The following is a 24,929-nucleotide window of genomic DNA, read 5'->3' as shown; positions in this document are numbered from 1 at the left end:
GGGGCACCTGCGAGCGAAACAGGACCCCGCCCACGCGAAGATCCGCCCCGGCAACCGAAGGGACAAGGCCGCATGACGCCGGCAGCAAACGCGCGACCGCCCCGTACGCCCCGTCTGCGGTGGCCGCTTTCCCGCGCCCGCGTAGCGCCCGTACGCCTGCCGTTCGCGGCGGCCGCGCGGGGCGCCGTCGCCCTCGCGCTGCCGCTGCTCGTCGGGCTGCGCACGGGGTGGGTGGTGCCGTCGGTGATCGCGGCGATCGGCGCCCTGTGGGGCGTGAGCCAGGACGGGTCCGATCCCTACCGGGTCCGGGTGCGGCGGCTGGGCTGGACCGGCGTGTCCAGCGCGCTCGGCCTGCTCGCCGGTGGACTCGCCCTGCGCAGCGGGGAACAGGCGGTCGTGGCGGGATGCCTGGTGGCTGCCGCGCTCGTGGCCGGCACCGTCGGCCTGCGGGGGCGGATCGCGTCCGTGTCGGGCATGCACCTGCTGCTCGGCGTCACGGTCGGCAGCGGCATTCCCGTGCCGGGGCCGTGGTGGCAGCCGCCGCTGGCCCTGCTCGCCGGTGTCGCCCTGGTCCTTGCGCTGTCCGCGGCTCCGTGGCTGTGGCGCCGGCACCACGTCGAGCGGGCCGCCGTGCTCGCCGTGTACCGGAGCGCGGGCGAGGCGCTGGCCGCGGCCGGCACCCATGCCGCCGAAGAGACCCGCCGACGCATGACGCTGGCCCTCAACCACGCCCACGAGGTGATGGCCGCCCATCTCGCCCCGCGAGCCGGGCAGCGACAACAGGCGGAAGTCCGGGAGCTGGTCCGGGCGTTCCACAGTGCCGTACAGCTGGGCGAGGCCGTGACGGCGCTGATGTGGGAGGCGCGTCCGCTCCCGCCCGCCGTGACCGGCGTGCCGCTGCGCCTGGCCGAGCGCCTGCTGCCCGGCCGCGACTCGGCTCCGGCCCCGGCCCCGGCGACCGAGCAGGCGGTGCCGGCGTTCGACACCGACTCGCCGGGCAGGTACGCCCTGGCCGAAGTGTGCGTGGCCGTCGACAGCGAAGCCGACGCCGCCGACCCGGCGCTGCGCCTGCCGGCGCACTCGTGGCCCGGGCGGGCGGCGCGCCTGCGCTACGTCACGTTGCTGACAGCGTGCGTGCTCGTCGCCCATCTGCTCGCCGAGACACTGCACGGGCCCCGCGGTTACTGGCTCCCCATGACGGTGGCCTTCGTGTACAAGCCTGACTTCGGCCCGGTCTTCACCCGGGCACTGCACCGCTGCGTCGGCACGGTCGTCGGCGTGGCCGCCATCGGGGCGGTGTCCCTGCTGGCGCCGGGCCCGTACACCGTGATCGGCGTCGTGGCCGTCTTCGGCGCGCTGATGGCCGTCGGCGTGCGCCATCACTACGCGCTCGCCACGCTGGGCCTGACCGCTGTCGTGTTCGTGCTCCTCGACCTGCTCGGCGACGACCGGCCGCTGTACGGCACGCGCATTCTGGACACCGCATTGGCCTCCGCGCTGGTGCTCGTCGCGCACTTCGCGGTGTGGCCCGACTCCGCGGCGCACCGGGCGGAGGCGCAGACCGAGGCCGCCGTCGCGGCCGCCCGCCGCTACCGCGACGTCGCCCCGGAAGCGGGCCCGGTCCAGCGCCAGTCGCTGCGCCGTGCCGCGTACCACCAGCTGGCCGATGCGCGCCGGGCCGTGGCTCACGCGCGCGGCGAACCGGCCCGGCCCGGCCGGTCGCCGGCCGACCTGGAGGACGCGATCACGGCGGCGGAGCGGCTCTGCGACGAGGTGACCGCACAGGCGGTGGCGGGCACGGCGGCCGCGAACCCGTAGCAGGGGCGGGCCCCTTGGATGTACCGGACGGGCGGCCTGGCCCGATGGACCGGCGTACGGACGGCGCGGGTGGGTGGGACGGGCGGGACGCCTCCTGCCCCTCTCCGTGCGACGGTGATCCATGCTGGTGCGTCCCGAACTCCTGGTGATCCATGAGCGGGGAGAATGGCCCGATGGACCTTGAGGTACTGCGCTCCTTCCAGGCCGTGGCAGAGGGAACGACGGTGACCGACGCCGCGGCTGACGCCCGCATCACCCAGCCCGCCCTGTCGCGGGCCCTGAACCGGCTCGAGGACGAGGTCGGCGCGGAACTCCTCCAACGCGTCGGACGCGTGCTGCGTCTCACCCCCGCCGGAAGGGTGTTCAAGGAACACGTCGACGCGGTGCTCGCCAGTTACGACCGGGGCCGGCGGGCCGTGGCCGAGATCGTCGACCCCGACGGCGGTGTGGTGTCGCTGGCCTTCCTCCACACCCTGGGCACCTGGCTGGTGCCCCGGCTCGTCACGGAATTCCGACAGGCTCTCCCCCAGGCCCAGTTCGAGCTGCATCAGGACGGCGAGATCGGACTGACCCGGCACCTCCTCGACGCCACCGCGGATCTGATCATCACCGGCAGTGAGCCCGCGCACCCGCTGATCACGTGGCGGCGCCTCCTGGTGGAGCCGCTACGGCTGGCCGTCCCCGCCGGTCACCGGCTGGCCAGGCGCGGCCGGGCCCGCCTGGCCGAGGTGGCCGAGGAGCGCTTCATTCTCCTGAAGGCCGGATACGGACTGCGCGACATCACCGAGACGCTCTGCCGCGACGCCGGCTTCACCCCGCTCGTCGGCTTCGAGGGAGAGGAGGTGGAGACCTTGCGGGGCCTGGTCGCCGCCGGTCTCGGCGTGTCCCTGATCCCCTCGTCCCCGGACGTCACGGCGACCGCGGACTCCCCGATCCGCTACCTGGAGATCACCGACGTACGCGGCGCCCGGGACATCGGGATCGCCTGGCTCAACTCCCGCGCCCTGCCGCCCATCGCCCAGCGCTTCATCGACCACGCCCTGGAGTCGGCCGGCGCGGCCGGGACCGCGACGGCGGCTGAAGGGGGCTGACCGCTTGTTCTTCAGGTGCGCCCGGGGACGGCGACGCGAAGGCCGAGCAGCTGCCGGGTATGTCCGGGCACGTGGTCCGTGGCGAGGCCGTCGATGAGGGCCGCGAGCGGCAGCGGCTGGTCCAGCACGAGTGCCCCGTTGGACAGGAGGAGCGACGGCACCAGAACCGAGGCGGCCTTCTCGTCGAGCTGATCGGCGATGTCGCAAAGGACGGCCGCCTGGCTCCGGACGTGGCCGATCAGGTCCGCCCTGCCTGTGTGCTCGGCGATGATCCGGTCAAGATTCCAGGCGTCGAGGGCGATCCGGTTGTCGAAGGTGGGGCGCGAGCCGGCGACGACGCCGAGAGCGACCGCCGCGGTCGCGGCGTCGACGCTGAGGAGATGGGCCAGTATCCGGTCGGCGTTCCATCCCCCGTCGGCCGCGTCACCGAGATCGGGGCCGGCCGCCACGTCGAGCAGTGTGTCGTAGGCACGGCGAAGTGCTGTCGTATCCATGGCCTGCTCCTTTCAGTCAGGTCCTGCAGAGCGCGGGTCCCGTCAGTCGGGTTTTGCCGAGTGTGGGTCCCGTCAGTCGGGTCCCGTCGAGCATGCGTCCCGTCAGTCAGGTCCTGCAGAGCGCGGGTCCCGTCAGTCGGGTTTTGCTGAGTGCGGGTCCCGTCAGCCAGGCCCGTCGAGCGCACGTGCCGTCAGTAGGAGCGTGCCGAGCGCAGGCCCCGCAAGCCAGGCCCCGCCGAGCCCGCGTCCCGTCAGCCAGGCCCCGCCGAGCCCGCGTCCCGTTCCGCCGCCTCGGCGACGCGTTTGATGTTCGCCAGCCGCCGGTCCCAGTCGGCCGCGAGCGAGGCCATCCACCGCGCTGTCGCGTCCAGTGCCGCGGGCCGGACCGCGTAGCGCACCTCGCGTCCGACCCGGCTGCCGGACACCAGGCCGGCGGCGTCCAGGACGGCGAGGTGCTTGACCACTGCCTGCCGTGAGACGGGGAGCGGTTCGGCGAGCGTCGTCGCGGTGGCCTCGCCCCGCGCGGCGAGCAGGTCGAGCAGTTGGCGTCGGGTGGGGTCGGCGAGCGCGGCGAGGACGCTGTCGACCGCCTCGTCGGCGTCGCGTTGTCCCGGTGTCACGCGGAGGGCTGTTCGGCGCGCGTCTTGAGCGCGTCGAGCTCCAGCGGCCAGCCCTGGGTGTGGTCCTTCAGGTTCTGGCTGCGCAGCTCCTCGGACCCGGCCAGTGCCGCGAAGCCGCTCTCGACGACGCGCAGCCGCGTCCCGTCGCCTTCCGGGGTCAACGTGAACTCGACGAGGGTGCTGTTGTCCTCGCGCAGCTCTTCTCCGGGAAACGCGCTGGTCCAGCGGTACGCCAGATACGTCGGCGGCTGGACCTTCTCCACGCGCACGGGGAAGTCCCCGTGCTCGGCGTTCTTCGCCACCATCGACTCGCCTTCCTTCGCCACGGTGCCGGGCAGGCTCGCCTTGTCGGCCACCCAGAACCCGGGCTGGGCCACCAGCGACCACACCCGCTCCAGGGGTGCCGCGATCAGGGTCTCGCGTTCGATCCGGTCCTCGCTCATGAGGGAACTCCTTCGTCGCTGCCATCGTGTGCAACTCCAGAGTTGCACGTTGAGGCTCCAGGAGCAACCCTTGGGTTGCACCTCGGTCGCCGCCTCGCTGACGGGGCCCTGGGACAACCGGGTGCCCCAGCACCACGCGGTGAGCGACTTGGGCCTGTCCGACGGGTCGCGGAACGGGGCGCCATCGCGGGCGACCGCCCGTTCCGACACCTCATGCCCGCTGAGTCACGCCTGCGCTCCTCGAACGCCGAACCGCCTGGGCACTTCTACCGATTCACCGAGCGAGGGAGCCGCGCGGCAGGACACGGGCCGCACGGCCGGCCGCTGTGAGGATCCGGGTCAGAGGACGGAGACGAGCAGTGACACGGCGGACTCCTGCCTGCCGATGCTCGCCTGGTCGTACGGACCGGCCCAGCTCATCCCGTACTGATCGGAGCTGTTGCGAGCGTGTTGGTAGGCGGAGCGGGCCTGGGCGAGAAGGTAGCCCCGGTAGGGACGGCCGGGCAGCAGGGCGTCGAGTTCGCCGAGATTGCGGGCGAAGATTCCCTTGAACGCCGTTCCGTCGGACCCGCAGGTGTGGGTCGCCTCGCAGGGCTCCGTCAGAATCCCCTTCGGCGACAGCAGGGGGCTGCCGAGCACGGCGTCGGCGATCTTCCGAGCATCCCTGAGCAGTCCGCGGTCGCCGGTGGCCCGGTACAGCTCGGCGAGTCCGCCGAGCACGACGCCCTGGTTGTACGTCCAGGTGATGCCGCCGTTGTTGGCGCAGCCGCCGCCCTGGGTGTTCAGCCCGTCGTTGACCAGGTTCTCGCCGTTGATCATGCTGCTGTTCTTGAGCCACTTCCATGCGGTGAGCGCGCGCGACAGGTAGACGGTGTCACCGGGGATCCGGTTGTGCAGGGCCGCCGCGAGCTTGATGTACAGCTCGACACTTATGGCGTTCTTGTAGGTCGCGGCCGGGATGTCCCACCAGATGCCGCCGCCGCAGACGTCGTCCCAGTACTCGTACATGTACTCCTCGTCGAGCTTCGCGATCTTCAGGTACTGCTGATCGCGAGTCAGGTCGTACATGCTGGCCATGGCGAGTCCCCACCAACCCGTGTCGTCCGTGGAGTCGGCCCGGAACTCGCCGCCGCCCTCCGGCCACCAGGGCAGGGGCTTGCGCTGTTGCTCGATGGTGTTGTCGATCTGCCGCAGGTATGTCCTGGACCGGGTCTTCGCCGTGTAGTCGAGCAGTGCCTGGAGCGCGTTGCCCGACTGCCACCACGGTGCTTCCGGATCCCAGCGGCCGGTGTCCTCGTCGTAGAACTCCATCATCGCCTCGACGGCCGCAGTGGCCCTGTCGCGCGCGTTCACTGCTGCTCCCGGTGCACTCGACGTACTCGCCTGCGCGGGCAGCGCACCCGCCACCAGCACCAGCGTGGCACCGAGGGCGAACGCCCCCACCGCGGCCCTGGCTCTTCGCAACTGTCGCAACATCCCAGACGCTCCTGAGGAGAAGGGGGACACTCTCGGATGCTGCTCAACTATGAGCGCGAACACCGTGACATGACAAGAGTCGGTTAGTAACGAGCCCGTTTCCGAGGTTTGATGACCGAAGTCGGTCATCCGGTTAGGCTCTGCTCGTGACTTCGAGCAAACGACACGCGCGGATCCTCGAGACCATCCGTGCGACCGGGGTGGCCTCCGTGCGCGACCTGGCGGAGCGGCTCCAGGTCAGCGAGTCGACGATCCGCCGGGACCTGAAGCTGCTGGACCGGAACGGCGAGTTGATCCGCACCTACGGAGGCGCGGCGCTGTCACTGCGCGCGCCGGCCGGGGAGGAGCCCTTCGACATCTCGGCCTCCCACGACGGGTCCATGAAGGAAGCCATGGCCGAACGCGCCGCGGCCCTCGTGCCGGACGAGAGCGTGATCGTGCTGGACATCGGTACCAGCACCCAGCGGATCGCCCGCCGGCTGAAGGGCCGGCCCGTCACCGTCATCACCAGCAACCTGGCCGTGGTGGACGAACTGCGGGACGACGAGGCCGTCCGGCTGATCCTGCTCGGCGGGGTCCTGCGCCGCAACTACCAGTCCTTCGTCGGCTCACTGACCGAGACGGCACTGCGTCAGGTCAGCGCCGACCTGGTGATGCTCAGCTGCACGGGCGTACGCACCAACGGACACGTGGTGGACGACATGGCCGTCGAAGCGCCGATCAAACAGGCCATGATCGAGGCGGCCGACCGGGTCGTCCTCGTCGCGTCCGAGGCGAAGTTCCCGGGCACGGGCTCGCTGCGCATCTGTTCGCTCGCCGATGTGGACGTCATGATCACGACCGACGGCGCCGATCCGCACACCCTTGACCTCTGCCGGCGGGCGGGGGGCGAGGTGGTCATCGTGTGATCGTCGCCGGTCGCACGGATTCGCGGACAACGCGGCAGAGCGGGCGCACTCGACTCGCCCGGCCGTCTTCGGGTTGCCGATCACCGGCACGGGGCATCACGAGTGGGCAGGACCGGCCGCGCAAGACATGCCGCGGCGCCGGCGAGCGGCCAGACCGCGGGGGTGCCGGGTGGCCCAGGAGGGGAAGTGATCCGCCATGCGTACGCATCGGCGTACCCATCGGCGTTCCGTGCGAGTGGAGTATGTGCTGCCCGACAGTGCCGAGTCGGCCGGACGGGCGCGGAAGCTGACCTCAGCGTTCCTCGCCCGCTCCCGCCCGCGGATGGCACGGGTGGATGCGGGGCAGATCGACGACGCGACGCTGATCGTGTCCGAGTTGGTCGCCAACGCCACCCTGCACGGCCGCGGCGCCTGCCGCCTGCGCCTGCAGGTGTCCGACGAGCGGGTGACGGTCGAGGTCTACGACGACAACCCGGCCCCGCCCCGCGTGCGGCCGTTGACCGACGGGGGCGAGAGCGGGCGGGGCCTGGCCATGGTCCGGTGCCTGGCCCAGCACTTCGACGTCGCCCCCGTCAGCGGGGGCGGCAAGATGGTGCGCGCGGTCCTGGCGATCTGAACCACGCCGGGATCCCGCCGGCGCGATCTGAACCACGCCGCGATCCCGCCGCCGCGATCCGCGTTGCCGTCCGGATCTTCGCGGGAGGCGGGGTCCCGCCGGCGCGGTGCGTCCAGCGGGACCCCGTGGCCGGGCGACAGCCCCGCCGCGTTCAGCGGAAGTTGACGTCGCTGCACAGGAAGTACGTCTGGTCCATGTGCGACGCCTGCCAGATGGTGTAGACGACGTGGCGGCCGCTGAGGCCCGTGGTGGTCACGTCGATCGAGTAGTTCTGACTCGGCGCGTACTTGCCGGTGCGGGCGACGAGTTGCAGGTCGTTCCAGGTCAACGGCTGGGTAGTGGGGTCGAATCCCTGCCGCGTGACGTAGACCAGGAAGTAGTCGGCACCGTGACTGGCCTGGTCGTACAGCTGCACGGTGAAGTTGCTGCCGACGTCTGTCGTCTTCCAGGGGCCCACCGTGTCCAGGGAGTTGTAACGGCCGCCCTCGGTCCGGCCCCCGCTGCACAGCCGGCCGTCGGGGACTACCGCCTGGAAGTCACCGGCGGAGCCGTTGCGGTACAGGCCGTTCCAGTTCCACATGGCGTTCGGGTTGTCCTGCCATGCCTGCCAGCACATGGGGTCTTCCTGTGCCATGGCCGGGTTCTGGAAGTCACTGCCCCAGCGGAGCCAGCAGCCGTAGTTGCGGGAGGCCGGGTCGACGACCGAACCGTGGGCAACGGCCGTGCCGCTCCAGGGGATCAGACAGAGCAGCACCGCGGCGAGCACGCTCAGGGAGAGTGGCAGACGTGCACCGGCTTTCTTGTCGCGATCATGACAATTCATGATCTCCTTCTTTCCGAGTGGGGGGATGCTGGGGTGTGTTGCACGAAGGTGCGCAAGTGGGAGCGCTCCCACAATGGTCAGGCTGCGCGCCGTGAAACAAAGCCGCAACGTCGGATCGCGCCACTTTTTCGCCCCGTCTGGCGCGTTCGACGGGTTCGACAGGCCGGTTCCGCGCATCCGCGCGAAGGCCGGCCGACCATGGAACTTCCGGGAGATGGGAGGAGTTGGCAGGAGGAGTCGCGGAACGCGCGCGGACGACCGGAACGACACGGGCGAAGCAGAGGTAGCACAGATGGCGATGTGGGATCGGCTCAAGGACCAGGCCAAGGGTCTGCAGCAGCAGGCGCAGGGGACGCGGGGCGCCGGCGGACACGGGCGGTCGGGTTCGGGGTCCGCCGGCGGATCGAAGGCGCAGCTGGTGAACACACTCAAGTCCCAGCTCACCTCCCTCAAGACAGAGCTGAAGAGCGGCGCCTACCGAGACGCGAGCATGGCGATGTGCGCCCTGGTCGCAGCCGCCGACGGGCATGTCGACCCTGCCGAGCGGCAGCATGTGGAATCACTGATCCTGAACAACGACGTGCTGCAGAACTTCCCGTCCGAGCAGCTGCGGCAGCGCTTCAACAAGCACGTCGACCAGCTGGCGCTCAACTTCCAGCAGGGCAAGGCCGAGGCCCTGCAGGAGATCGCCAAGGCCGCGAAGAAGCCGACGGAGGCCAGGGCGGTCGTACAGACCGGCTTCGTCGTCGCGGGTGCGGACGGATTCGTCGCGCCGGCCGAGGAGCAGATCCTGCGTGAGGCGTGTTCGGTGCTCGGCCTGTCCACCCAGGAGTTCGGCCTCTGACGGAGACTGCAGGCAAGCCGGCCGATCCGGGAAGAGGAGGGCCTAGAGGCGCGGCGCCCCGGTCACCGACATCATCAGCGAGTACAGGGAGGTGGTGGCCGTGATGAACAGGCGGTTGTTCTTGCGGCCACCGAAGGCGATGTTGGAGACGGGCTCGGGTACGCGCAGCCGGCCGATGAGGGTGCCGTCGGGGTCGTAGCAGTGGACGCCGTCCTCCAGGGCGGCGGCCCACAGGCGGCCCTCGTCGTCGAAGCGGATGTTGTCGAAGTGGACGTCGCCGCGGGCCTCGGCGAAGACCTTCCCGTCGGAGAGCGTGCCGTCCTCGCGGATGTCGAACACGCGGATCCGTGCGGCCCGGGAGTCGGAGACGTACAGCTGCTTCTCGTCGGGCGACAGGATGACGCCGTTGGGGCCGGTGAACCCGTCGGCGGCGAGACGGACTTCCTGGGTGGCGGGGTCGATCCGGTACACGTTGCACGCGCCGATCTCGGACTCGGCGCGGTGGCCCTCGTAGTCGCTGGTGATGCCGAAGTCCGGGTCGGAGAACCAGATCGTGCCGTCGGAGCGTACGACGGAGTCGTTCGGGCTGTTGAGGCGCTTGCCGTCGTAGCGGTCGGCGAGGACGGTCACCCTCCCGTCGGGCTCGGTGCGGGTGACCCGGCGGTTGCCCTGCTCGCAGGTGACCAGGCGGCCCCGCGGGTCGAGGGTGTTGCCGTTGCTGTGGCCGGCCGGGGTACGGAAGACACCGACCATGCCGGTGGCCTCGTCCCAGCGCAGGATGCGGTCGTTCGGGATGTCGCTCCAGATCAGCTGGCCCCAGGCGGGCAGGTACAGCGGACCCTCGGCCCAGCGGCAGCCGTCGTACAGGACCTCCAACCTGCTGTCGCCGTTCGCGCAGCCTCCGGTGCGGAAGCGCTCGTCCAGGATCACGTAAGGGCCGTCGGCGGGCATGGCATCCTCCCAGAAGGGTTGATCAGGATCTGATTCAACGTAACACGCCTTCGACCGAACCATATATGGTTGTCAGATGAAATCAGTGGATGCCATCGACCGTCAGCTGATCGCGTTGCTCCAGCGGGATGCCACCCAGCCGTACGCGGTACTGGGCAAGGCCGTCGGCCTGTCGGCGGGTGCCGCGCACGAGCGTGTGCGCAAGCTGCGCGAGCAGGGGGTCATCCGGGCCACGACGGTCGACGTCGACCCCGCGGCGCTCGGCCGCGGGGTGCTCGCCTTCGTGCTCGTCGACTCGACGGCGTGGATGGGCGACCGGGCCGAGGACTTCGCAGCCGTGCCGGAGATCCAGGAGGCGCACGTCATCGCGGGCAGCGCTGCCGTCCTGGTGAAGGTGCGCACCGCGACCACCGAGGGGCTCCAGGACGTGCTGCGTCGTCTGTACGCCATCGACGGGGTCAGCGGAACGCAGGCAACGGTGGTTCTGGAGACCTTCTTCGAAAGGCCGTTGGACGCCGGTTAGGCCGTGCCCCGCCGTCGCGTTCGAGGACCATGGACACGGCCCGCTCACGGCCGGCCGGGATCCTCGAAGGGGTCATCCGCGGGCCCGGAGCCTCCGCATGCCTCTGCGGACCTTCCGCACCGTCCGCCTGGCGACGGACGGCCGGCGCTTCGACGACGGCATGACCCGCCCGCTTCCGGACCAGTCCGGCACGGTGACCGTGTACGCCTCGTCGGGGATACCCGCCCGCCGGTCGCGGAAATGTGGATAGGCGAGGTGCAGTTTTCCGGCTCGGCCGTGGGGGACCGCTTCCGGCACCGTCTTGGCGCGGATGAATTCCAGAATGTTCTGCAACGCGTCCAGTCTGCCCATGGCGACGCAGGTGAGTATCAGCCGCTCGCCGACCTTTATCCGGTCGGCGACTCCCTTGGTCCAGTACGCCGCCGTCATCGGAGCGGCGAGCTTCATTTTGTGCAGCCGCTCGCTTTCCGGCTGTCTCAGCAGGACGGCCCCGAATTGCTGCAGCAGGCCGACCGTGAAGGGCCGGACCATCAGCTGATCCCGCTCGGCACCCGGCGGCACGAGTCTCGCGATCAGGTCCATCAGCGCGTGAATGGCGGCGAAGCGGGCCGTGTAGTCGCCTCTTTGCGTCGCGTGCTTTCCGTCGTCGCGACCCACCAGGTAGTAGCAGACGTAATCGGCCACGACGGACACGCCGTTGCCGCTCAGATACGCCTCCATCGTGAAGAGCGCGTCCTCACCGGTGGCGAGGCTCTCGTCGAACCTCAGGCCCAGGCGCAGGAGCAGTTCGCGCCGGAACAGCTTCTGGGCGCTCAGCGTGAAGATGACCTGCGAGCTGTAGACGTCGGCGCGCTCCAGAGTCCGGGTGAACATCGAGCTCGCGACACCGCGGTTGACTCCCTCCATCTTGCCGAGCACCACATCCGTGCCGGCGCGGTCGGCCATCGCGACCATCCGCTCCAGGGCTTCGTCCCCCAGGTGGTCGTCGGCGTCCAGGAAGAAGACATAGCGGCCGCGAGCCATTGACAGCCCGACATTGCGCGGGCCGCTGGGCCCGCCGGAGTTGGCCTGCCGTACCACTCTGGTGGGTATCTTCGACGAGGCGGCGAAATCCTCCAGGTATTCGCCGGTGCCGTCGCTCGATCCGTCGTCGACGGCGACGATCTCTAATCGGTCTGCGCCCAGTGTCTGTGTCTCGATCGATTCCAGACACCTGACGAGATAGGGCATGGCTTCATACGCTCCGACAATCACCGTGACGTCGGGCACAGGTTGGCTATTCATTAACCGCAAAGACAGCCAATCATTAACGAAGGTTGTCCGGAATTACATAATCCGGATATCGTGATCGGTAGGTGACCTTCCGAATTCTCGGCGCGGCGCGCAGTCCTGCGCGAGCCCGGCCCTGGCCGCAGCACGGTCGGCGCCATGGCCGTTTGCGACGCAGGATGAGATGGAGACGACAATCTCGGGGGAATCTCCAGCGGGAGGCCACCATGACGGCGTCGCGGAGCGAAGAGCCATCCGCTCGGGGAAAGCCGGCCCTTGTGGGCCGGGATCGCCGGGACTCTGACCGGCGGGCTGCTGAGCCCTGTCCGAGGCCTCCGCCCTGCCCTGCTCGGGGCACGGCCGGCCTTCCTGTGTTTCCTGCCGGGTACTGGTCCGCGCCGCCGGCCGCCGCTCCACCGCGCGCTCGCGGGCGGGACCGTTGCCGTGGTGCTGCTCATGGTCTCGGCGATCGCCGGGAACATCTACGGCATCACGGCGAACCACGTCGACGTCTTCCGGGTCGTACCCGAGACGGCCCTGGTCGTGGGCGTGCTGTGCCTGGCAGGGCCGTTCAGCGGCCTTGAGGTCGTGCGGCGGACCACCCACCCCCAAGACCCGCTGCAACGCACGGCACCTCGGACAGGGTCGCGGCCTCGTGGTTCGCGACGCGCCGGCCGGGCTTCCGTCGTTCGCGTCAAGGGCGGCTGGGCGCCCGGTTCGGCCTACTGAAGGCGGACGGCCATCTCCACGGCCACCTCGTCGCCGGCCGAGAGGCCCTGCGGCTTGCGCACGGCGTTCTTGAGCGGCAGCAGGTAGCCGCCGTCCCTGGGGAAGAGCGACGTGGTGAAGGCGACCTCGCCGATCCGCGCCTCGACCGGGATCACGCCCCAGCCGTACGTGGCCATGGCGGCCACCTCGCGGATGTCGGCGGACTCCTCGTCCGGCACCGCGACGAAGTAGTACGGCGACGGCCCACGCCATTCGATCACCCGGCCGGCGAAGGCGAACTCCATGGGGTCAGTGTCCTTCCGCGATGACGGCCGAGTCGCGCTCAGCGTACATCCGGCGCCACTACTGCCGGTTGGGGACGGCCGGCAGGCACGGTGCGGCACTCCCCGGCCGGGGTGCACGAGATCGTCAGTGCCGGAGCCGGTCGTAGCGGAAGGGCGTCAGGGCCCCTGGCCGTCCGCCGGTGAGGACGTACTCGGCGAGTGTGTGTCCGGTGACCGGGCCCAGCGTGACGCCGAGCATGCCGTGGCCGGTGGCCACGAAGGCGTTGTCGTGGCCCGGGACGCGGTCGATGACGGGGAGCCCGTCGGGGAGGAACGGCCGCCCGCCGACCCAGGGATCCCGGATCAGGCTGACCAGGTCGTCCGGATCGTCGAACCAGCGGCCCAGGTAGTGGCGGCTGGCGAGGGCGACGGCGACGATGCGGCGCCAGTCGAGGCGGTTGTTGTTGCCGCTCAGCTCCATCGTGCCGCCGATCCGCGTGGTGCCGCCGATCGGTGAGGCGACGGCGCGGCGCTCGCCGAAGTAGAGGGTGTGCCCGGGTGCCGGGTCCAGGTCCACCGAGAAGCTGTAGCCCTTGCCCGCCTGCAGGGGCAGCGCTTGTCCCAGGGAGCGCAGCAGGCCGGGGGAACGCATTCCGGCCGCGATGACGACGGTCCCGCAGGGGATGTCGCCCTGCGCGGTACGCAGCGCGGTGACCCGGCCGCCCGCCGTCCGGAATCCGATGGCCTCCGCGTTCTCGTGGACCTTCACCCCCTGGACGGCGAGTGCCTCTCCGAGGGCCTGGGCGAACGCCTCCGGGTCGACCACCCCCTCCCCCTCGACGAGGTACGCCGCACGCACCCGGGGCGACAGCGCCGGGTCCAGCAGACGCGCTTCGGGCCCCGTGGTGACGTCGGCGGGCATCGGGTAGTGGCCGTCCGCCATCTCCCGCTGGATCGCGAGGTGGTGACGGGCCTCGGCCTCCGACAGGAAGGCGTGCACCATGCCGGGCCGGGTCAGCGTCGTGTCGACTCCGGCCTCGCGCAGTCCGTCGAAGAGGTCGAAGGTGCCGCGGTTCAGCTCGGCGATGGCCTCGTACCCGCGCCGGAACGCAGCCGGAGTGCTGCTGCGCCAGAACCGCCACAGCCACCGGACGAACGCGGGATCGGGCAGAGGGCGGAGGTAGAGCGGCGAGTCCGGGCGTCCCAGCGAGCGCAGTGCATAGCGCACGATTCCCGGAGCCGGCACGGGAGTTGAATGGCTGAGGCAGACCCATCCCGCGTTGCCCCGGGACGCCCCGGAGCCGAGGCCGCGCCGCTCGACGACCTCCACCGCGACACCGGCCGCGGCGAGGTAGTACGCGGTGCACAGCCCTATGACGCCGCCCCCGACGACCACGACGGGTCCGGCACGGTCATCGAACACCTGGGTCATGACGCGGTCCCGTACGAGGCGAGGAACTCCCGGGTCCGGGTCCGGGCCGGACTGTCGAGGACGTCCTCGGGCGCCCCCTCCTCCACGATCCTGCCGCCGTCGACGAAGACGACGTGGTCGGACACCTCGCGGGCGAAGGGCAGTTCGTGGGTGACCAGCAGCATCGTCATTCCGTCCGCGGCGAGTTCCCGCATCACGCTCAGTACCTCCCGGGTGGCCTCCGGGTCGAGGGAGGAGGTGGGTTCGTCGAAGAGCAGTACCTCGGGTTTGAGGGCGAGAGCCCGCGCGATGGCGACACGTTGCTGCTCGCCGCCGGAGAGCTGGTCGGGCTGGGCCAGGCCGCGATGGGCCACCCCGACCCGGCGCAGCAGCGCGACGGCCCGCTCCAGTGCCTCCTGTTCGGGGATGCCCGCCTTGCGTTGCGCCAGTACGACGTTCTCCACGGCCGTGAGGTGGGGGAACAGGTTGAAGCGCTGGAAGACCATGCCGACGGTGCGACGCAGCGCGGGCAGGTCGCGGCAGACCGTACGGCCGCCGCTGTGCACGATCCGACCGGCCACCTCGACCGTGCCCTGGTCCGGGCGTTCCAGCAGGTTGACGCAGCGCATCAGGGTCGTCTTGCCGCCGCCGCTCTGTCCGATGACGCTCACGATGCGGCCTCTGCCGACGGTCAGATGGACGTCGTCGAGCACCAGCCGGCCGTCGAAGGACTTGCGCAGCCCTTCGATCCGTACGACGGCTTCGGCGGGGTTGGGGGCCGGGGCCTCGGTGGTGATGACGGGCTCGGTCATACCGCCGCCTCCTTCACGGGTACGTCCGCGGTCGTGCCGCCGGCGAGCAGGGCGCGGGCCGCGCGCATCCGCCGCCGTCGCCACGGGGACAGGGGAATGCCGGCTCGTACCTTCCGCTCCAGCAGGAGCAGCAGCTGGGAGAGCGGGTAGCACAGGGCGAAGTAGATGGCGGAGATGACCAGGTACACCTCCAGCGCCCGGAAGGTGGCCGAGGTGATGAGCCGCCCCTCGGACATCAGCTCGGCGGCGGAGACGGTGACGAGCAGTGAGGTGGACTTGAGCAGGTCGACCAGCATGGTGTTGGTGCCGGGCAGCGCCTGCCGGAGAGCCTGCGGCAGGATGATGTGGCCGAAGATGCCCACTTTGCCGAGGCCCAGCGCCTCGCCCGCCTCGGTCTGTCCGTCGTGCACCCCGCTGATCGCGGACCGGAAGATCTCGGACAGGTAGGCGGCGTAGAAGACGACGAGGCTGACGCAGCCGGCCGTGAACACGTCGAGCCGGATTCCGGCCGAGGCCAGTCCGAAGTAGGTCAGGAAGATGATGGCCAGCAGCGGGATGTTCTTGAAGACCTCGGTGTAGACGGCGGCGACGGCACGCGCCGGCCACGCCCTGCTCAGGCGGAGCAGCGCCAGGGCCAGGCCGAGTGCCACGGCGCCGACGAAGCTCACGACGGTGTAGGAGACGGTGCGCCCGAGTGCGTCGAGGAGGTCGGGCCGGTAGTCGGACCAGGGGACTTGGAAGAGACCGGACATGTCTGTCATCCCCTCACTGGGCGGCGATGGTCGGCGGCGTCCAGTCCTGGGGGCGGTCCACGCCTCGGCGCGCGGTGGCCACATCGGCGGCCGGCTCGAGGAACTGCTCGGGGTCGCCGCCGTACTTCTTCACGAGTTTGGCCATCTCGCCGTTCTCGTACATGGCGTCGATCTGCGCGGAGATGGCCTGCTCCAGCTTGGTTGCCTTCTTGGGCAGGTAGAAGCCGGTCTGGTACGGCTGGAAGTACGCGTAGGCGGGCTTCGCCTTGACCTGCGCGGCGGTCGGCGGCGTCAGGTACTGCGTCTCGATCTTCAGGTCCGGCCGTTCCTTCTGCGCCGCGATGATGATCAGCGGGTCGAGGAAGCCGACGTCGACCCGGCCGGCGCCGAGATCGTCGAGCACGCCGTTGGCATCGGGGTAGGCGTGCAGCTTGGCACCGGGCACGGCCTGGATCGACTTGACCCAGACGTATCCCTCGACCGTTCCGAGGTCGAGGCCCTCGAGGTCGTCGACCGTCTTGTACGTCTTGCCGGACCGGACGGCCATCGCCGGGGGCGAGTAGTAGGGCGGGTCCGTGAACAGCCCCTGTTTCTGCCGGTCGGCGGACCAGGCGACACCGCCGATGGTGATGTCCACCCGGCGTGACTGCACTCCGGCGAGCATGCCGGCGAAGTCGGTGACCTGGGGCTTGACCTCGAGGCCGAGCTTCTTGGCCGCGTAGTTGAGGATGTCGCCGTCAAGGCCGACGATTCTGTCGCCCTGGACGCTGGTGTAGGGGGCGTACGGCTGGACGGCCACCTTGATCACGCCCGGCGTGAGCGTGCCCAACGCGGCCGTTTTCGCGGACACGTTCTTCGGGGCGTCGTCGTCGCCCGAGCCGCAGGCGGCGGCTGTCGGTATCAGGAGAACCGCTGACAAAGCGGCAACAAGTGAACGCACACGGGTCATCGGCTTGGGCCTTCCGGAACGGCGTGAACGGCGTATGGGCGTCGGCGCTGAAGGGACCCGCCGTTCACCGCGCTGTGCCCCCGGCGGGGATGTGATGGAGCCATACGCTATGGACCGGCCTGCGGTACGTCACCGGTCACTTCGTACGAACTTATGGCTGAAACCGCTCGCCCGGCTGTACGGTGCGTCCATCCCCGCCTCGGGAGGAACGTTCGTGCTGAGTCCGTCACTCGCGCAGGAGATCGCCGGGGACACCACCGCGGTCATCGGTTTCAACGTGCTGATCACCGACGCGGAGGGCATGGTCATCGGCAGCGGTGACAGCAGCCGGGTCGGTACCTTCCACGAGGCGTCCGTCGACGTCATACGGACCAAGGAGCCCGCGACGCACAGCGCGTCGCAGGCCCAGCAACTGCGCGGAGTACGCCCCGGAGTCACCCTGCCGCTGGTCACGGGCGGGCAGGCGGTCGGCACGGTCGGCATCACCGGGACTCCCGCCCAGGTACGCCGCTTCGGACTGCTGGTGAAGCGCCAGACGGAGATCCTGCTCAGGGAATCCGTGATGCTGCGTTCCCGCCTGCTCGCCGAGCGGGCGGCCGAGAAGCTGCTCGCCGACATCGCCTCGTACGATCCCCAGGTCGTCGAAGGTGATTTCCTCGAGTTCCGGGCGGCCGAACTGGGCTTCGACCTACGGCTGCAACGGGTCGCGGTGGCGTTCGAGGTGAGCGTGCCGCCCGTGCCCGACACGGGCTCCCGCCGTCAGGCCGTTCCTCCCGCCCGCGACATGGCGCTGGTCCGCTCGGAACTGCTCCGCACGATCCGCGACGTCTTCGCCGACCCGCAGGACGTTGTGGCCGGTACCTCACCGGGTTGGGTCGGCGTGCTGCACCGGATTCCGGCCCGCGGCCCGGCCACGTCCCTGGCCGACGACTGCCGGCGCCTCATCGACGTCATCGCCGCCCAGGACGGGCTCCTGGCCCGCGCCGGAATCGGCGAACCGGCCGCGTCCGTAGGCGGGTTGCACGATTCCTACCAGGACGCGTGCGACGCCCTCCGCCTGGGCGCCCGCCTGGGCGGCGACTCCCCCGTCCACCTGATCACGGACCTGCGCGTCCACCAGGTGCTGGCCGCCGTCGGCCAACCCGCCCGCAGCCGCCTGCTGGCACGGACCGCCGCGGACCTGCGGGCCCAGCCGGACTGGCCGGTGCTCCGCGACACGATCACCGCCTGGTGCGAGAACGGGTTCAATCTCGTACGGGCGTCCGCGGCCCTGCACATCCACCGCAACACCGTCGTCTACCGGATGAACAAGATCGAGCAGATCACCGGCCGCCCGCTGCGCGACCACCGGTCCGCCATGGCCCTGTACCTCGCCTGCCTGACAGACCGACTGGGCAGTGGCGTCGCCCCTGCCGGAGAGTGACCCCGGGCGCAGGCCGCCCGGTGACCGTGTCACCGGGCGGCCCCACCGGCCCGCCTTCCCGCGGGCGTGCGCAGCGCGAGGTCAGCCGATGTGGAAGCTGTCCCCGTACACCTTCCAGTCCAGCGGCGGGTTCAGGTCGAGGTTGCCCTGCCGCAGGAAGACGCGCTGCGCGGTGTCGACCCGGCTGGTGTCGCTGTGCGCCTCCTCCTGCTTCATCGCCCACACCCGTGCGTCGAGGAAGGCGTTGAGGTACGCCGTCTCGTCGCCGCCCTGCGCCGGCGGCTTCGCCTTGCGCAGGGCACGCTTGCGGATGTTGCGGAAGCTGGTCGAGTCGTCCCCGTCGCCGTGCATGACGATGGCGTCGTAGTAGGCGAACTGACCGAGCGTACGCAGGCCGTCCGCCTTGCCCTGCCTGACCGCGGGACCGAAGTAGACGCGGTCGCGTTCGTCGTTCTGCGCGGCCCGGAACACCGTGTCCTGAGCGGCCTCGCGCCAGTCCTTGGTGAAGTTCGGGTCGAGACCGTCGTGCGAGTCGGTGCCGTCGACCCGGCGCAGTGCCGGCAGGTACTTGGCGAGGACGTTGCCGGGCCTGCGGTCGGCGTAGAGCTCCACGAGGTCGAGCATGTCGCCGGTGCCGGAGCAGAAGCCGATGATGCCGGCGGTGTAGCCGCGGCCGTCGCCGATGTCCTCGATGTACTGGTACTGGGCCTTCCAGTCGAGCGAGGAGTTCTCCGCGCTCGACACCAGTTTCATGGCGATCTCCTTCTTCGCCGCGTCGTCGAGGCCCGGTGCGGCGGCCGGTGCCGCCGCCACGGGCGGGGCGCTGAGCACGGTGACGGAGGTCAGGGCGCCGATCAGGGCGAGGAGGGTGCGGCGGGAGGGATGGGCGGGTGCTGCTGTCTCAGGGTCCACAGGAACTCCAAGCGGGGTGGGGGGTTGGAGGCTGACAGTTGGTCCGGACCTGAATCGTTAGGAAGGTTTCCTATCAGGCTGGACGGACAGCGGTAACCCGTTCCGCAGGAATTCATAGGATCAGATGAAAGTCGAGGCCGCCGTTCGGCCGAGTGAGCCGCTTCGCGCCTGGGGACGGTCAACGCCCCCAGGCGCCGGCCAAGAGATTACAAGCCGTCACGAACCATGGCGGCCACGATCTGGACGTGACGATCGCCCGCCGTGTTCGAGAACTCGTTCTCGTAGTTCAGGCCGTAGGGCCAGAAGTGCCCACCGCCGGTGGACAGTTTGGCGGCCGACCCGTCGAACCGCTTGACGAGGGCCGTGGCCTCCGCGCCGCTCCAGGTACCTCCGCCGGTGTGGGAGGACCAGCCCGAGCTGGTGCCCACTCCGATGGTGTGGGCGATCTCGTGCAGCGCCGTCCTCTCGGTCATGTAGCTGCGGTTGCCGAAGCGAATGGTTCCGTTGATGTTGCCGTCGGCGGTGGGCACGCCGGGGTCGTACCGGACCGTGATGCTCTTGCCCAGATCACTGAGGTTGTTGTAGCGGGCCACCGCTGCGTTCATGGCCGCGGTGATGAGGTCGTAGGCCGTCCGTTGGTCCTGCGTGGGGTTGCCCGCCCGTTCGAGGGTCCAGGTGATGGTTGCCGCCGCCACCTGTTCCCGGGGCGCGGATGCGGCCGGTGGGACGGCCTGCGCGACGCCGGGACCGGCCAGCACGGTGGCCGCCAGCGCGGCCACGACCATCTTGTTGCGCCAGGGTGCGGCCGTGCGTGCGCCGGCGGGCTCCGGGGTCCGTCGTGGACTCATGTGGGGTTCTCCTGTGGGGGGTTGGCCGTCGAGTCGTGGGGACGACGGCATGACGGGTCCGTCCGCCGGGAGGCGGCCGGCAGGTGGATGGGGCAGGGCCCGGGGGATTCGCGGGGAGATGTTCAGGTGCCGAGCTTCCCGACGCCCACGCCGGCCCGCACGAGGGAGGGGACGTCGGCCGCGGGGTCCAGGGTGTACGCGTAGTAGGTGCGCGGCTCGATCACCGTGCCGTTGACCTCGCACGTACCGGAACCGTTGAAGACGTTGCCGCGCTGCACCAGCCGGCCCGGTCCAGACTCGTCGTACCCGGCTGCGGAGTAGCAGGGGTGGGGAACGCTTTCGAAGTAGTTGCCCTCGACCAGCACGCCCGCGTTCATCGTGGAGGCCACGCCGTACAGGGCGTTCCCCTTGTAGTAGTTGTTGTAGACGTGCACGGGCTCGCCGAACCGGACCCGTGGATGCCGCTGACGTGAGCCGTCGAAGAAGTTGTGGTGGATGGAGACCTTCAACTTGGCGGCGTCCTGGCTGCCGTTGCCGTCGGAGTGCCCGAGCAGCATGCTCTTGTCGGTCCGGTTGAACCAGTTCCACGACACGGTGACGTACTGGGAGCCGCGGACGACGTCGATCGCCCCGTCGAGGGGCGCGACGAACTCGTTGTGGTCGATCCAGATGTGGTGCGACTCCTGGCCGACGTTGACGGCGTCGTCCTCGGCGTTGGTGAACTTGATGTTGCGCACGATGACGTTGTAGGAGCGGTAGAAGTCCAGGCCGCCGCCGTTGATGACGGCCGAGGAACCGACTCCGATGATGGTCTTGTTCGGGCGCACACCCTGCTTGCTGGTGATGTCGATGGTGCCCTGGACCCGGATGACCAGCGGGCCCGTGGTGTCGATGTAGTCCAGGAACTGCTGGGTGGTGGTGGCGGTCACGGTCGGTCCGGCGGCTCCGCCGGTGGTGCCGTTCTGACCGAGCGCGTTGACCGCGGCGAAGCCGGTGGGGGACGTCTCCGCGAGCGGTGCCGGCGTCGGGGTCTGCGCGGCGGCGCTGCCGCTGCCGGCCGGTACCGCCGTGGCGCCTAGCAACAGGGCGAGCAGGAGAGCGGGAACGCCGCGCGCGGCGCGTAACGACGACCTCATGTGGTTCCTCCCGGGGCGATTGGGCGGATCTTCCTGGGTCGTGCGGGAGCGGTGACACAGAGTACGGAAAGCGCTTTCTCGATTTCCCGAATGCTAAGCAGGTGTTTTGGGCATGTCAACGAAGCTTGCTCACCTCTGTGTTGTGAAAGGAAGTGTCGTGTCCCATCGGCATCGCATCGTCCAGGCGTTGGCGCCGGCAGTCCCCCTGGTGCTCGGCGCGGGTCTCGTGGTCGCACCGGCGGCGAGCGCGGCCTCGTCGCCGCAGAGCACGGTCACCGTGCGGATCGACCCGTCCTACCAGCAGCAGGAGTTCGAGGGATGGGGCACGAGCCTCGTCTGGTTCGCCAACGCCACGGGCCGCTACCCCGAGCCCATCCGAAGACAGCTCGTGGACATGCTGTTCGGCGAGGACGGTCTCGGCCTGAACATCGCGCGGTACAACATCGGCGGCGGCAACGCCCCGGACGTCCGCAAGGACTACATGAAGACGGGCGCGACCATGGAGGGCTTCTGGAAGGCCCCCGAGGGAACCACCCGGCAGGACACGGACTGGTGGGATCCCAACAACCCGGACCACTGGGACTGGGACGCCGACGCGGGCCAGCGCTGGTGGGTGGACCAGATCAAGGACAAGATCACCCGCTGGGAGGCGTTCAGCAACTCGCCACCCTGGTTCCAGACGGTCAGCGGCTACGTCTCCGGGGGCTTCGACGCGAGCACGGACCAGATCCGCCCGGACCGCGTCGACGAGTTCGCCACCTACCTGGTGCGGGTGACCGAACAGCTGGAGAAGACGCACGGCATCGAGTTCGACACCATCGCCCCGCTCAACGAACCCAACACGCCCTACTGGGGCACCCAGCTCGGAGCGGACGGTCAGCCCACGGGCGGACGCCAAGAAGGCGCACACGCGGGCCCGGCGCTCCAGCAGAACGTGCTCCTCGCGCTCGACAAGGCGCTCGAAGGTGCGCGGACCGACGCCGAGATCTCCGCGATGGACGAAACCAACCCCAGCATCTTCACCCAGAACTGGAACGCCTACGGCTCCCCCGCGCGAGCCGCCGTCGACCAGCTCAACGTGCACACCTACGGCACGGGCATGCGCACCAGCGCACGGGACATCGCCAAGGGCGCGGACCAGAAGCTGTGGATGAGCGAGGTCGAGGGCACCTGGGGCACCGGCACCGACTTCACCGGCATGGACCCAGGGCTCGGCATCGCCACCCGGATGGTCGACGACATGCGTGAACTGGAGCCCTCCGCCTGGGTGTTCTGGCAGCCGATCGAGGACTCCGTCCCCCAGGCCGCGGCGGGCAAGAACTGGGGCAGCATCCACGTCCCGTTCAACTGCACGGCCGAGGACACCCTGGAGACCTGCCCGATCCGGGCCAACTCGAAGTTCCACACCATCCGGAACTTCACCCACCACATCCGCCCCGGCGACCACTTCGTGAAGGTCGACGATCCGTCCAGCGTCGCCGCGGTGAAGAAGTCCGGACGTGCGGCGACCGTCGTGCACGTGAACAGCGGCGCGTCCGCGCGCTCCGTCACCCTCGATCTCTCCCGCTTCGGCACGGTCGCGCCCCGGGCCACCGTCACGCCCGTGGTGACGAGCGCCGACGGCGCCCTCGTCCAGGGCGCACCGGTCCGAGTGAAAGACCGTTCGGCCACGCTCGCCGTCCCCGCGAAGTCCGTCACGACCTTCCTGGTCGAGGGCGTCAGCGGCGTGGCGAAGGACGCCGCCCTCGTCCAGCCCGGGCATCACTACAGGCTCCAGGGCGCGCAGAGCGGAAAGTCGTTGGCCCCGTCGGACGACGGCAGCGGTGTCGTCATCCGCACGACCGACGCCGGCAGTGCGGAACAACTGTGGTCCGTGGCGAAGTTGACCCGCGGCTCCGACCACCGTGAGCGCTACGCCCTCACCGCCGCCACGACCGGCAGGCGGCTAGCGGTGCGCGACAACCGGGCCGTCCTGGAGGATTCGGAGGGCAGCCAGGTCTCCGAAGCCGCGCAGTGGATCCTGTCGACGACCGGCGACAGCACCTGGACGTTCGTCAACGTCGCCACCGGCCGCCTGCTCGACGTCGCCGGACAGTCCTCGGCCGACGGCGCCCCCGTGTCCACGTACACCCCGACCTCGGCGGCGAACCAGCGCTGGGCCGTGACCGACGAGACGGTGCTGCGCACCGAGCCGGCCGAGGCGTTCACCGTCCCGGGGCTGCGTCCCGAGCTGCCGAAAACGGTGACACCGGTGTTCCGGGACGGCGCCCGGGGCTCACTCCCCGTGGTGTGGAACCTTCCGTCGGACCGGCGGTGGCGCGACGCCGGAACGGTACGCGTCAGGGGTGCGGCGACCGACTCCCTCGGACGGAAGATCCCCGCGACGGCGGTGGTCACCGTCGACACGATCGCCTCGACGCTGCCCGGCCGTGCCAAGACCTACGTGGGCGGGAAGCCGGAGCTGCCGGCCACGGTCGTCGGCGTCGGCGAGAACGGCGGCCGGGCCGACCTTCCGGTGACCTGGGACCCGGTATCCGACGGGGCGTTCGACACGGCCGGGGTCGTGACGCTGCGCGGCGTCGCGCAGGTCGTCGGCGGCGGCACGGCCGACGCGGCCGTACGCGTGCAGGTGACGGAAGCGGCGGAGACCAACATCGCATCCGGCGACGGCGTCTCGGTCGCCGCCACGTTCACCGAGAGCGGCTACTCCGCGGAGCGCCTGCGCAACGGCGACCTCTCCGAGAAGGCCTGGTCCAACTGGAAGCCGGGCAACACCAAGAACCCTTCGGACGCCATCACCTTCGCCCTCCCGAAGGCACGCGACCTGAACCGGATCGTCGCGCACTTCCACCGGGACGGGAGCAGCGCCTCCTTTCCCGAGAGCCTGAAGGTGCAGGTGCGGTCCGCCGACGACTCGACGTGGGTCGACGCGAGCGACGCCATCACGGTCGGGACCGAGGGCACACCCGTGGTCGACGTCCCGCTGGAGGCAGGGCCGACGACCGGGGTCCGCGTGGTCATGACCGCACGTCAGGGCGGCTACATCACCATGAGCGAGATCGAGGTGTACGCCCAGGCTCCTGGCGCCTCCTCGGACGCCGCCGCCACGTCCATCGAGGTGGCTGGTGACCCGATCGCGTCGTTCGACCCGGACACGACCACCTACCGGGTCGTCACGGCCGACCCGAACCGGAGCGCCGTCACGGCGACGGCACGCGACCCCTACGCGAGCGTGGTCGTCGACAGGGCCGGCGAGTCCGGTCGGACGTCGGCCGTCGTCACCGTGACCAGTGAGGACGGGTCACAGACACGGAAGTACCGGATCGACCTCGTACGGCGCTGAGGCGCGCCTTCGTGAGCGAGCCGGGCCAGGGCGTGAACTGCCGTGGTCCGGCTCGCGGTGGCGCAGGAGAGCACTCGCGGCAAGGCGGCGGCGTCGGGCGGCGCGGAGTTCGTTGTCGGCGACTCCGTCGGCGAGCTGGGTGGTCGCGGTGGAGGTGTGGCCGGGGCGGCCGTGAACGACTTCGACGGTCACACCGTCACTGATGAGTTCGGTCGCCTGGGCGCGGCGGAGCGGGCGGGGAGACCCCGCGTCAGGCCGGAGCGAGGACGCGGAACGCGTGGCCTTCCGGGTCGGGCCAGGCACCTCCACCGGACGTCGCCCTGGCCTACGTGGGCGGCCGTCGCCCCGAAGGCCGCGAGCCGGGTAACCTCCGCCGCTTCGGACGGGCGGCCGTAAGCCGGTCACGACTTCCCACCGGGCCGGGCCGGAGGCCTCGGCCGCACGTCGCAACTCGTTCCCACCGCCTTGCGGTCGG

Annotated in this window: 24 protein-coding genes; 9 read left to right on the top strand and 15 right to left on the bottom strand. The window is 70.2% G+C overall.

Translation table 11 applies throughout. The annotated features are described in order from the left end of the window. The first annotated feature begins 72 nt into the window (after positions 1–72). Positions 73–1,818, top strand: coding sequence for an FUSC family protein (locus tag ACFWWR_RS29620; RefSeq protein WP_383877342.1), 1,746 nt, complete (start codon positions 73–75; stop codon positions 1,816–1,818). Between the two features lie 173 nt (positions 1,819–1,991). Beyond that, positions 1,992–2,909: a LysR family transcriptional regulator gene (locus tag ACFWWR_RS29615; RefSeq protein WP_383877344.1), complete on the top strand. Its 918-nt coding sequence runs from the start codon at positions 1,992–1,994 to the stop codon at positions 2,907–2,909. An 11-nt stretch (positions 2,910–2,920) separates the two neighbouring features. Here the strand turns inward: ACFWWR_RS29615 and ACFWWR_RS29610 are convergent, their stop codons facing one another. From ACFWWR_RS29610 to ACFWWR_RS29595, 4 genes are all read right to left on the bottom strand, one after another. Beyond that, positions 2,921–3,403: a hypothetical protein gene (locus ACFWWR_RS29610; protein ID WP_383877346.1), complete on the bottom strand. Its 483-nt coding sequence runs from the start codon at positions 3,401–3,403 to the stop codon at positions 2,921–2,923. Between the two features lie 251 nt (positions 3,404–3,654). Continuing rightward, positions 3,655–4,023: an ArsR/SmtB family transcription factor gene (locus tag ACFWWR_RS29605; RefSeq protein ID WP_383877348.1), complete on the bottom strand. Its 369-nt coding sequence runs from the start codon at positions 4,021–4,023 to the stop codon at positions 3,655–3,657. Continuing rightward, positions 4,020–4,466, bottom strand: a complete 447-nt coding sequence (locus tag ACFWWR_RS29600) for an SRPBCC domain-containing protein (RefSeq protein ID WP_383877350.1) — start codon at positions 4,464–4,466, stop codon at positions 4,020–4,022. Before ACFWWR_RS29600 ends, ACFWWR_RS29605 begins: the two co-directional genes overlap by 4 nt. A 339-nt stretch (positions 4,467–4,805) precedes the next feature. Next, on the bottom strand, positions 4,806–5,942 hold the full coding sequence (locus ACFWWR_RS29595; RefSeq protein ID WP_384306293.1) for a glycoside hydrolase family 76 protein: 1,137 nt from the start codon (positions 5,940–5,942) through the stop codon (positions 4,806–4,808). A 146-nt stretch (positions 5,943–6,088) separates the two neighbouring features. Between ACFWWR_RS29595 and ACFWWR_RS29590 the strand changes: the two genes are divergently transcribed. Together ACFWWR_RS29590 and ACFWWR_RS29585 are read left to right on the top strand one after the other, a co-directional pair. Continuing rightward, on the top strand, positions 6,089–6,850 hold the full coding sequence (locus tag ACFWWR_RS29590) for a DeoR/GlpR family DNA-binding transcription regulator (protein WP_383877354.1): 762 nt from the start codon (positions 6,089–6,091) through the stop codon (positions 6,848–6,850). A 229-nt stretch (positions 6,851–7,079) separates the two neighbouring features. Continuing rightward, positions 7,080–7,466: an ATP-binding protein gene (locus ACFWWR_RS29585; RefSeq protein WP_383877356.1), complete on the top strand. Its 387-nt coding sequence runs from the start codon at positions 7,080–7,082 to the stop codon at positions 7,464–7,466. A gap of 151 nt (positions 7,467–7,617) precedes the next feature. Here the strand turns inward: ACFWWR_RS29585 and ACFWWR_RS29580 are convergent, their stop codons facing one another. Then, positions 7,618–8,289 (bottom strand): lytic polysaccharide monooxygenase, encoded by a 672-nt coding sequence (locus ACFWWR_RS29580; protein WP_384306290.1) that lies wholly within the window; start codon positions 8,287–8,289, stop codon positions 7,618–7,620. 292 nt (positions 8,290–8,581) lie between these two features. Here ACFWWR_RS29580 and ACFWWR_RS29575 point away from each other — a divergent pair, with 292 nt between their 5' ends. Further along, positions 8,582–9,133: a tellurite resistance TerB family protein gene (locus ACFWWR_RS29575; protein WP_383868740.1), complete on the top strand. Its 552-nt coding sequence runs from the start codon at positions 8,582–8,584 to the stop codon at positions 9,131–9,133. 42 nt (positions 9,134–9,175) lie between these two features. On the opposite strand, the gene ACFWWR_RS29570 is transcribed toward ACFWWR_RS29575, so the two are convergent. Further along, positions 9,176–10,084: an SMP-30/gluconolactonase/LRE family protein gene (locus ACFWWR_RS29570; protein ID WP_383868743.1), complete on the bottom strand. Its 909-nt coding sequence runs from the start codon at positions 10,082–10,084 to the stop codon at positions 9,176–9,178. Positions 10,085–10,169: 85 nt separating this feature from the next. Here ACFWWR_RS29570 and ACFWWR_RS29565 point away from each other — a divergent pair, with 85 nt between their 5' ends. Next, positions 10,170–10,607 carry an Lrp/AsnC family transcriptional regulator gene (locus tag ACFWWR_RS29565; protein WP_383868962.1) on the top strand — a complete coding sequence of 146 codons (438 nt, stop codon included), beginning with the start codon at positions 10,170–10,172 and terminating at the stop codon, positions 10,605–10,607. A 72-nt stretch (positions 10,608–10,679) separates the two neighbouring features. On the opposite strand, the gene ACFWWR_RS29560 is transcribed toward ACFWWR_RS29565, so the two are convergent. Then, on the bottom strand, positions 10,680–11,891 hold the full coding sequence (locus ACFWWR_RS29560) for a glycosyltransferase family 2 protein (protein WP_384306287.1): 1,212 nt from the start codon (positions 11,889–11,891) through the stop codon (positions 10,680–10,682). Between the two features lie 432 nt (positions 11,892–12,323). Between ACFWWR_RS29560 and ACFWWR_RS29555 the strand changes: the two genes are divergently transcribed. Continuing rightward, positions 12,324–12,605 (top strand): hypothetical protein, encoded by a 282-nt coding sequence (locus ACFWWR_RS29555; protein ID WP_384306284.1) that lies wholly within the window; start codon positions 12,324–12,326, stop codon positions 12,603–12,605. On the opposite strand, the gene ACFWWR_RS29550 is transcribed toward ACFWWR_RS29555, so the two are convergent. From ACFWWR_RS29550 to ACFWWR_RS29530, 5 genes are all read right to left on the bottom strand, one after another. After that, entirely contained in the window at positions 12,599–12,889 is a 291-nt protein-coding gene (locus ACFWWR_RS29550) for a DUF1905 domain-containing protein (protein ID WP_217238546.1), read from the bottom strand. The genes ACFWWR_RS29555 and ACFWWR_RS29550 overlap by 7 nt on opposite strands. Positions 12,890–13,013: 124 nt before the next feature. Continuing rightward, the gene (locus ACFWWR_RS29545; protein WP_384306282.1) at positions 13,014–14,300 is read right to left on the bottom strand and encodes an NAD(P)/FAD-dependent oxidoreductase; all 1,287 of its coding nucleotides are present in this window, start codon (positions 14,298–14,300) and stop codon (positions 13,014–13,016) included. Then, positions 14,297–15,091 carry an amino acid ABC transporter ATP-binding protein gene (locus tag ACFWWR_RS29540; protein ID WP_383868754.1) on the bottom strand — a complete coding sequence of 265 codons (795 nt, stop codon included), beginning with the start codon at positions 15,089–15,091 and terminating at the stop codon, positions 14,297–14,299. Before ACFWWR_RS29540 ends, ACFWWR_RS29545 begins: the two co-directional genes overlap by 4 nt. Further along, positions 15,088–15,852, bottom strand: a complete 765-nt coding sequence (locus tag ACFWWR_RS29535; protein WP_384306280.1) for an amino acid ABC transporter permease — start codon at positions 15,850–15,852, stop codon at positions 15,088–15,090. Before ACFWWR_RS29535 ends, ACFWWR_RS29540 begins: the two co-directional genes overlap by 4 nt. 4 nt (positions 15,853–15,856) lie before the next feature. After that, the gene (locus tag ACFWWR_RS29530) at positions 15,857–16,762 is read right to left on the bottom strand and encodes a substrate-binding periplasmic protein (RefSeq protein WP_383868759.1); all 906 of its coding nucleotides are present in this window, start codon (positions 16,760–16,762) and stop codon (positions 15,857–15,859) included. 244 nt (positions 16,763–17,006) lie between these two features. Between ACFWWR_RS29530 and ACFWWR_RS29525 the strand changes: the two genes are divergently transcribed. After that, a complete protein-coding gene (locus ACFWWR_RS29525; RefSeq protein ID WP_384306278.1) occupies positions 17,007–18,215 on the top strand; it encodes a CdaR family transcriptional regulator in 1,209 nt (402 codons plus the stop codon). 81 nt (positions 18,216–18,296) lie between these two features. Here the strand turns inward: ACFWWR_RS29525 and ACFWWR_RS29520 are convergent, their stop codons facing one another. From ACFWWR_RS29520 to ACFWWR_RS29510, 3 genes are all read right to left on the bottom strand, one after another. After that, a complete protein-coding gene (locus tag ACFWWR_RS29520) occupies positions 18,297–19,127 on the bottom strand; it encodes a chitosanase (RefSeq protein ID WP_383868763.1) in 831 nt (276 codons plus the stop codon). Between the two features lie 206 nt (positions 19,128–19,333). After that, entirely contained in the window at positions 19,334–19,912 is a 579-nt protein-coding gene (locus ACFWWR_RS29515; RefSeq protein WP_384306310.1) for a hypothetical protein, read from the bottom strand. Positions 19,913–20,097: 185 nt separating this feature from the next. Next, entirely contained in the window at positions 20,098–21,111 is a 1,014-nt protein-coding gene (locus tag ACFWWR_RS29510; protein ID WP_383868769.1) for a polysaccharide lyase family 1 protein, read from the bottom strand. A 157-nt stretch (positions 21,112–21,268) separates the two neighbouring features. Here ACFWWR_RS29510 and ACFWWR_RS29505 point away from each other — a divergent pair, with 157 nt between their 5' ends. Beyond that, entirely contained in the window at positions 21,269–24,454 is a 3,186-nt protein-coding gene (locus tag ACFWWR_RS29505; RefSeq protein ID WP_384306275.1) for a glycoside hydrolase, read from the top strand. Positions 24,455–24,929: the final 475 nt, after the last annotated feature.

Origin of the sequence: Streptomyces sp. NPDC058678 (assembly GCF_042714835.1) — a bacterium.
GTDB lineage: Bacteria > Actinomycetota > Actinomycetes > Streptomycetales > Streptomycetaceae > Streptomyces.
The sequence above is the reverse complement of the archived record's forward strand: the minus strand, read 5'-3'. Positions and strand labels throughout refer to the sequence as shown.

Coding starts and splice junctions, on each gene's coding strand:
- ACFWWR_RS29620 (WP_383877342.1), top strand. CDS start 73: ATGACGCCGGCAGCAAACGCGCGACCGCCCCGTACGCCCCGTCTGCGG.
- ACFWWR_RS29615 (WP_383877344.1), top strand. CDS start 1,992: ATGGACCTTGAGGTACTGCGCTCCTTCCAGGCCGTGGCAGAGGGAACG.
- ACFWWR_RS29610 (WP_383877346.1), bottom strand. CDS start 3,403: ATGGATACGACAGCACTTCGCCGTGCCTACGACACACTGCTCGACGTG.
- ACFWWR_RS29600 (WP_383877350.1), bottom strand. CDS start 4,466: ATGAGCGAGGACCGGATCGAACGCGAGACCCTGATCGCGGCACCCCTG.
- ACFWWR_RS29595 (WP_384306293.1), bottom strand. CDS start 5,942: ATGTTGCGACAGTTGCGAAGAGCCAGGGCCGCGGTGGGGGCGTTCGCC.
- ACFWWR_RS29580 (WP_384306290.1), bottom strand. CDS start 8,289: ATGAATTGTCATGATCGCGACAAGAAAGCCGGTGCACGTCTGCCACTC.
- ACFWWR_RS29575 (WP_383868740.1), top strand. CDS start 8,582: ATGGCGATGTGGGATCGGCTCAAGGACCAGGCCAAGGGTCTGCAGCAG.
- ACFWWR_RS29570 (WP_383868743.1), bottom strand. CDS start 10,084: ATGCCCGCCGACGGCCCTTACGTGATCCTGGACGAGCGCTTCCGCACC.
- ACFWWR_RS29560 (WP_384306287.1), bottom strand. CDS start 11,891: ATGAATAGCCAACCTGTGCCCGACGTCACGGTGATTGTCGGAGCGTAT.
- ACFWWR_RS29550 (WP_217238546.1), bottom strand. CDS start 12,889: ATGGAGTTCGCCTTCGCCGGCCGGGTGATCGAATGGCGTGGGCCGTCG.
- ACFWWR_RS29545 (WP_384306282.1), bottom strand. CDS start 14,300: ATGACCCAGGTGTTCGATGACCGTGCCGGACCCGTCGTGGTCGTCGGG.
- ACFWWR_RS29540 (WP_383868754.1), bottom strand. CDS start 15,091: ATGACCGAGCCCGTCATCACCACCGAGGCCCCGGCCCCCAACCCCGCC.
- ACFWWR_RS29535 (WP_384306280.1), bottom strand. CDS start 15,852: ATGACAGACATGTCCGGTCTCTTCCAAGTCCCCTGGTCCGACTACCGG.
- ACFWWR_RS29515 (WP_384306310.1), bottom strand. CDS start 19,912: ATGGTCGTGGCCGCGCTGGCGGCCACCGTGCTGGCCGGTCCCGGCGTC.
- ACFWWR_RS29510 (WP_383868769.1), bottom strand. CDS start 21,111: ATGAGGTCGTCGTTACGCGCCGCGCGCGGCGTTCCCGCTCTCCTGCTC.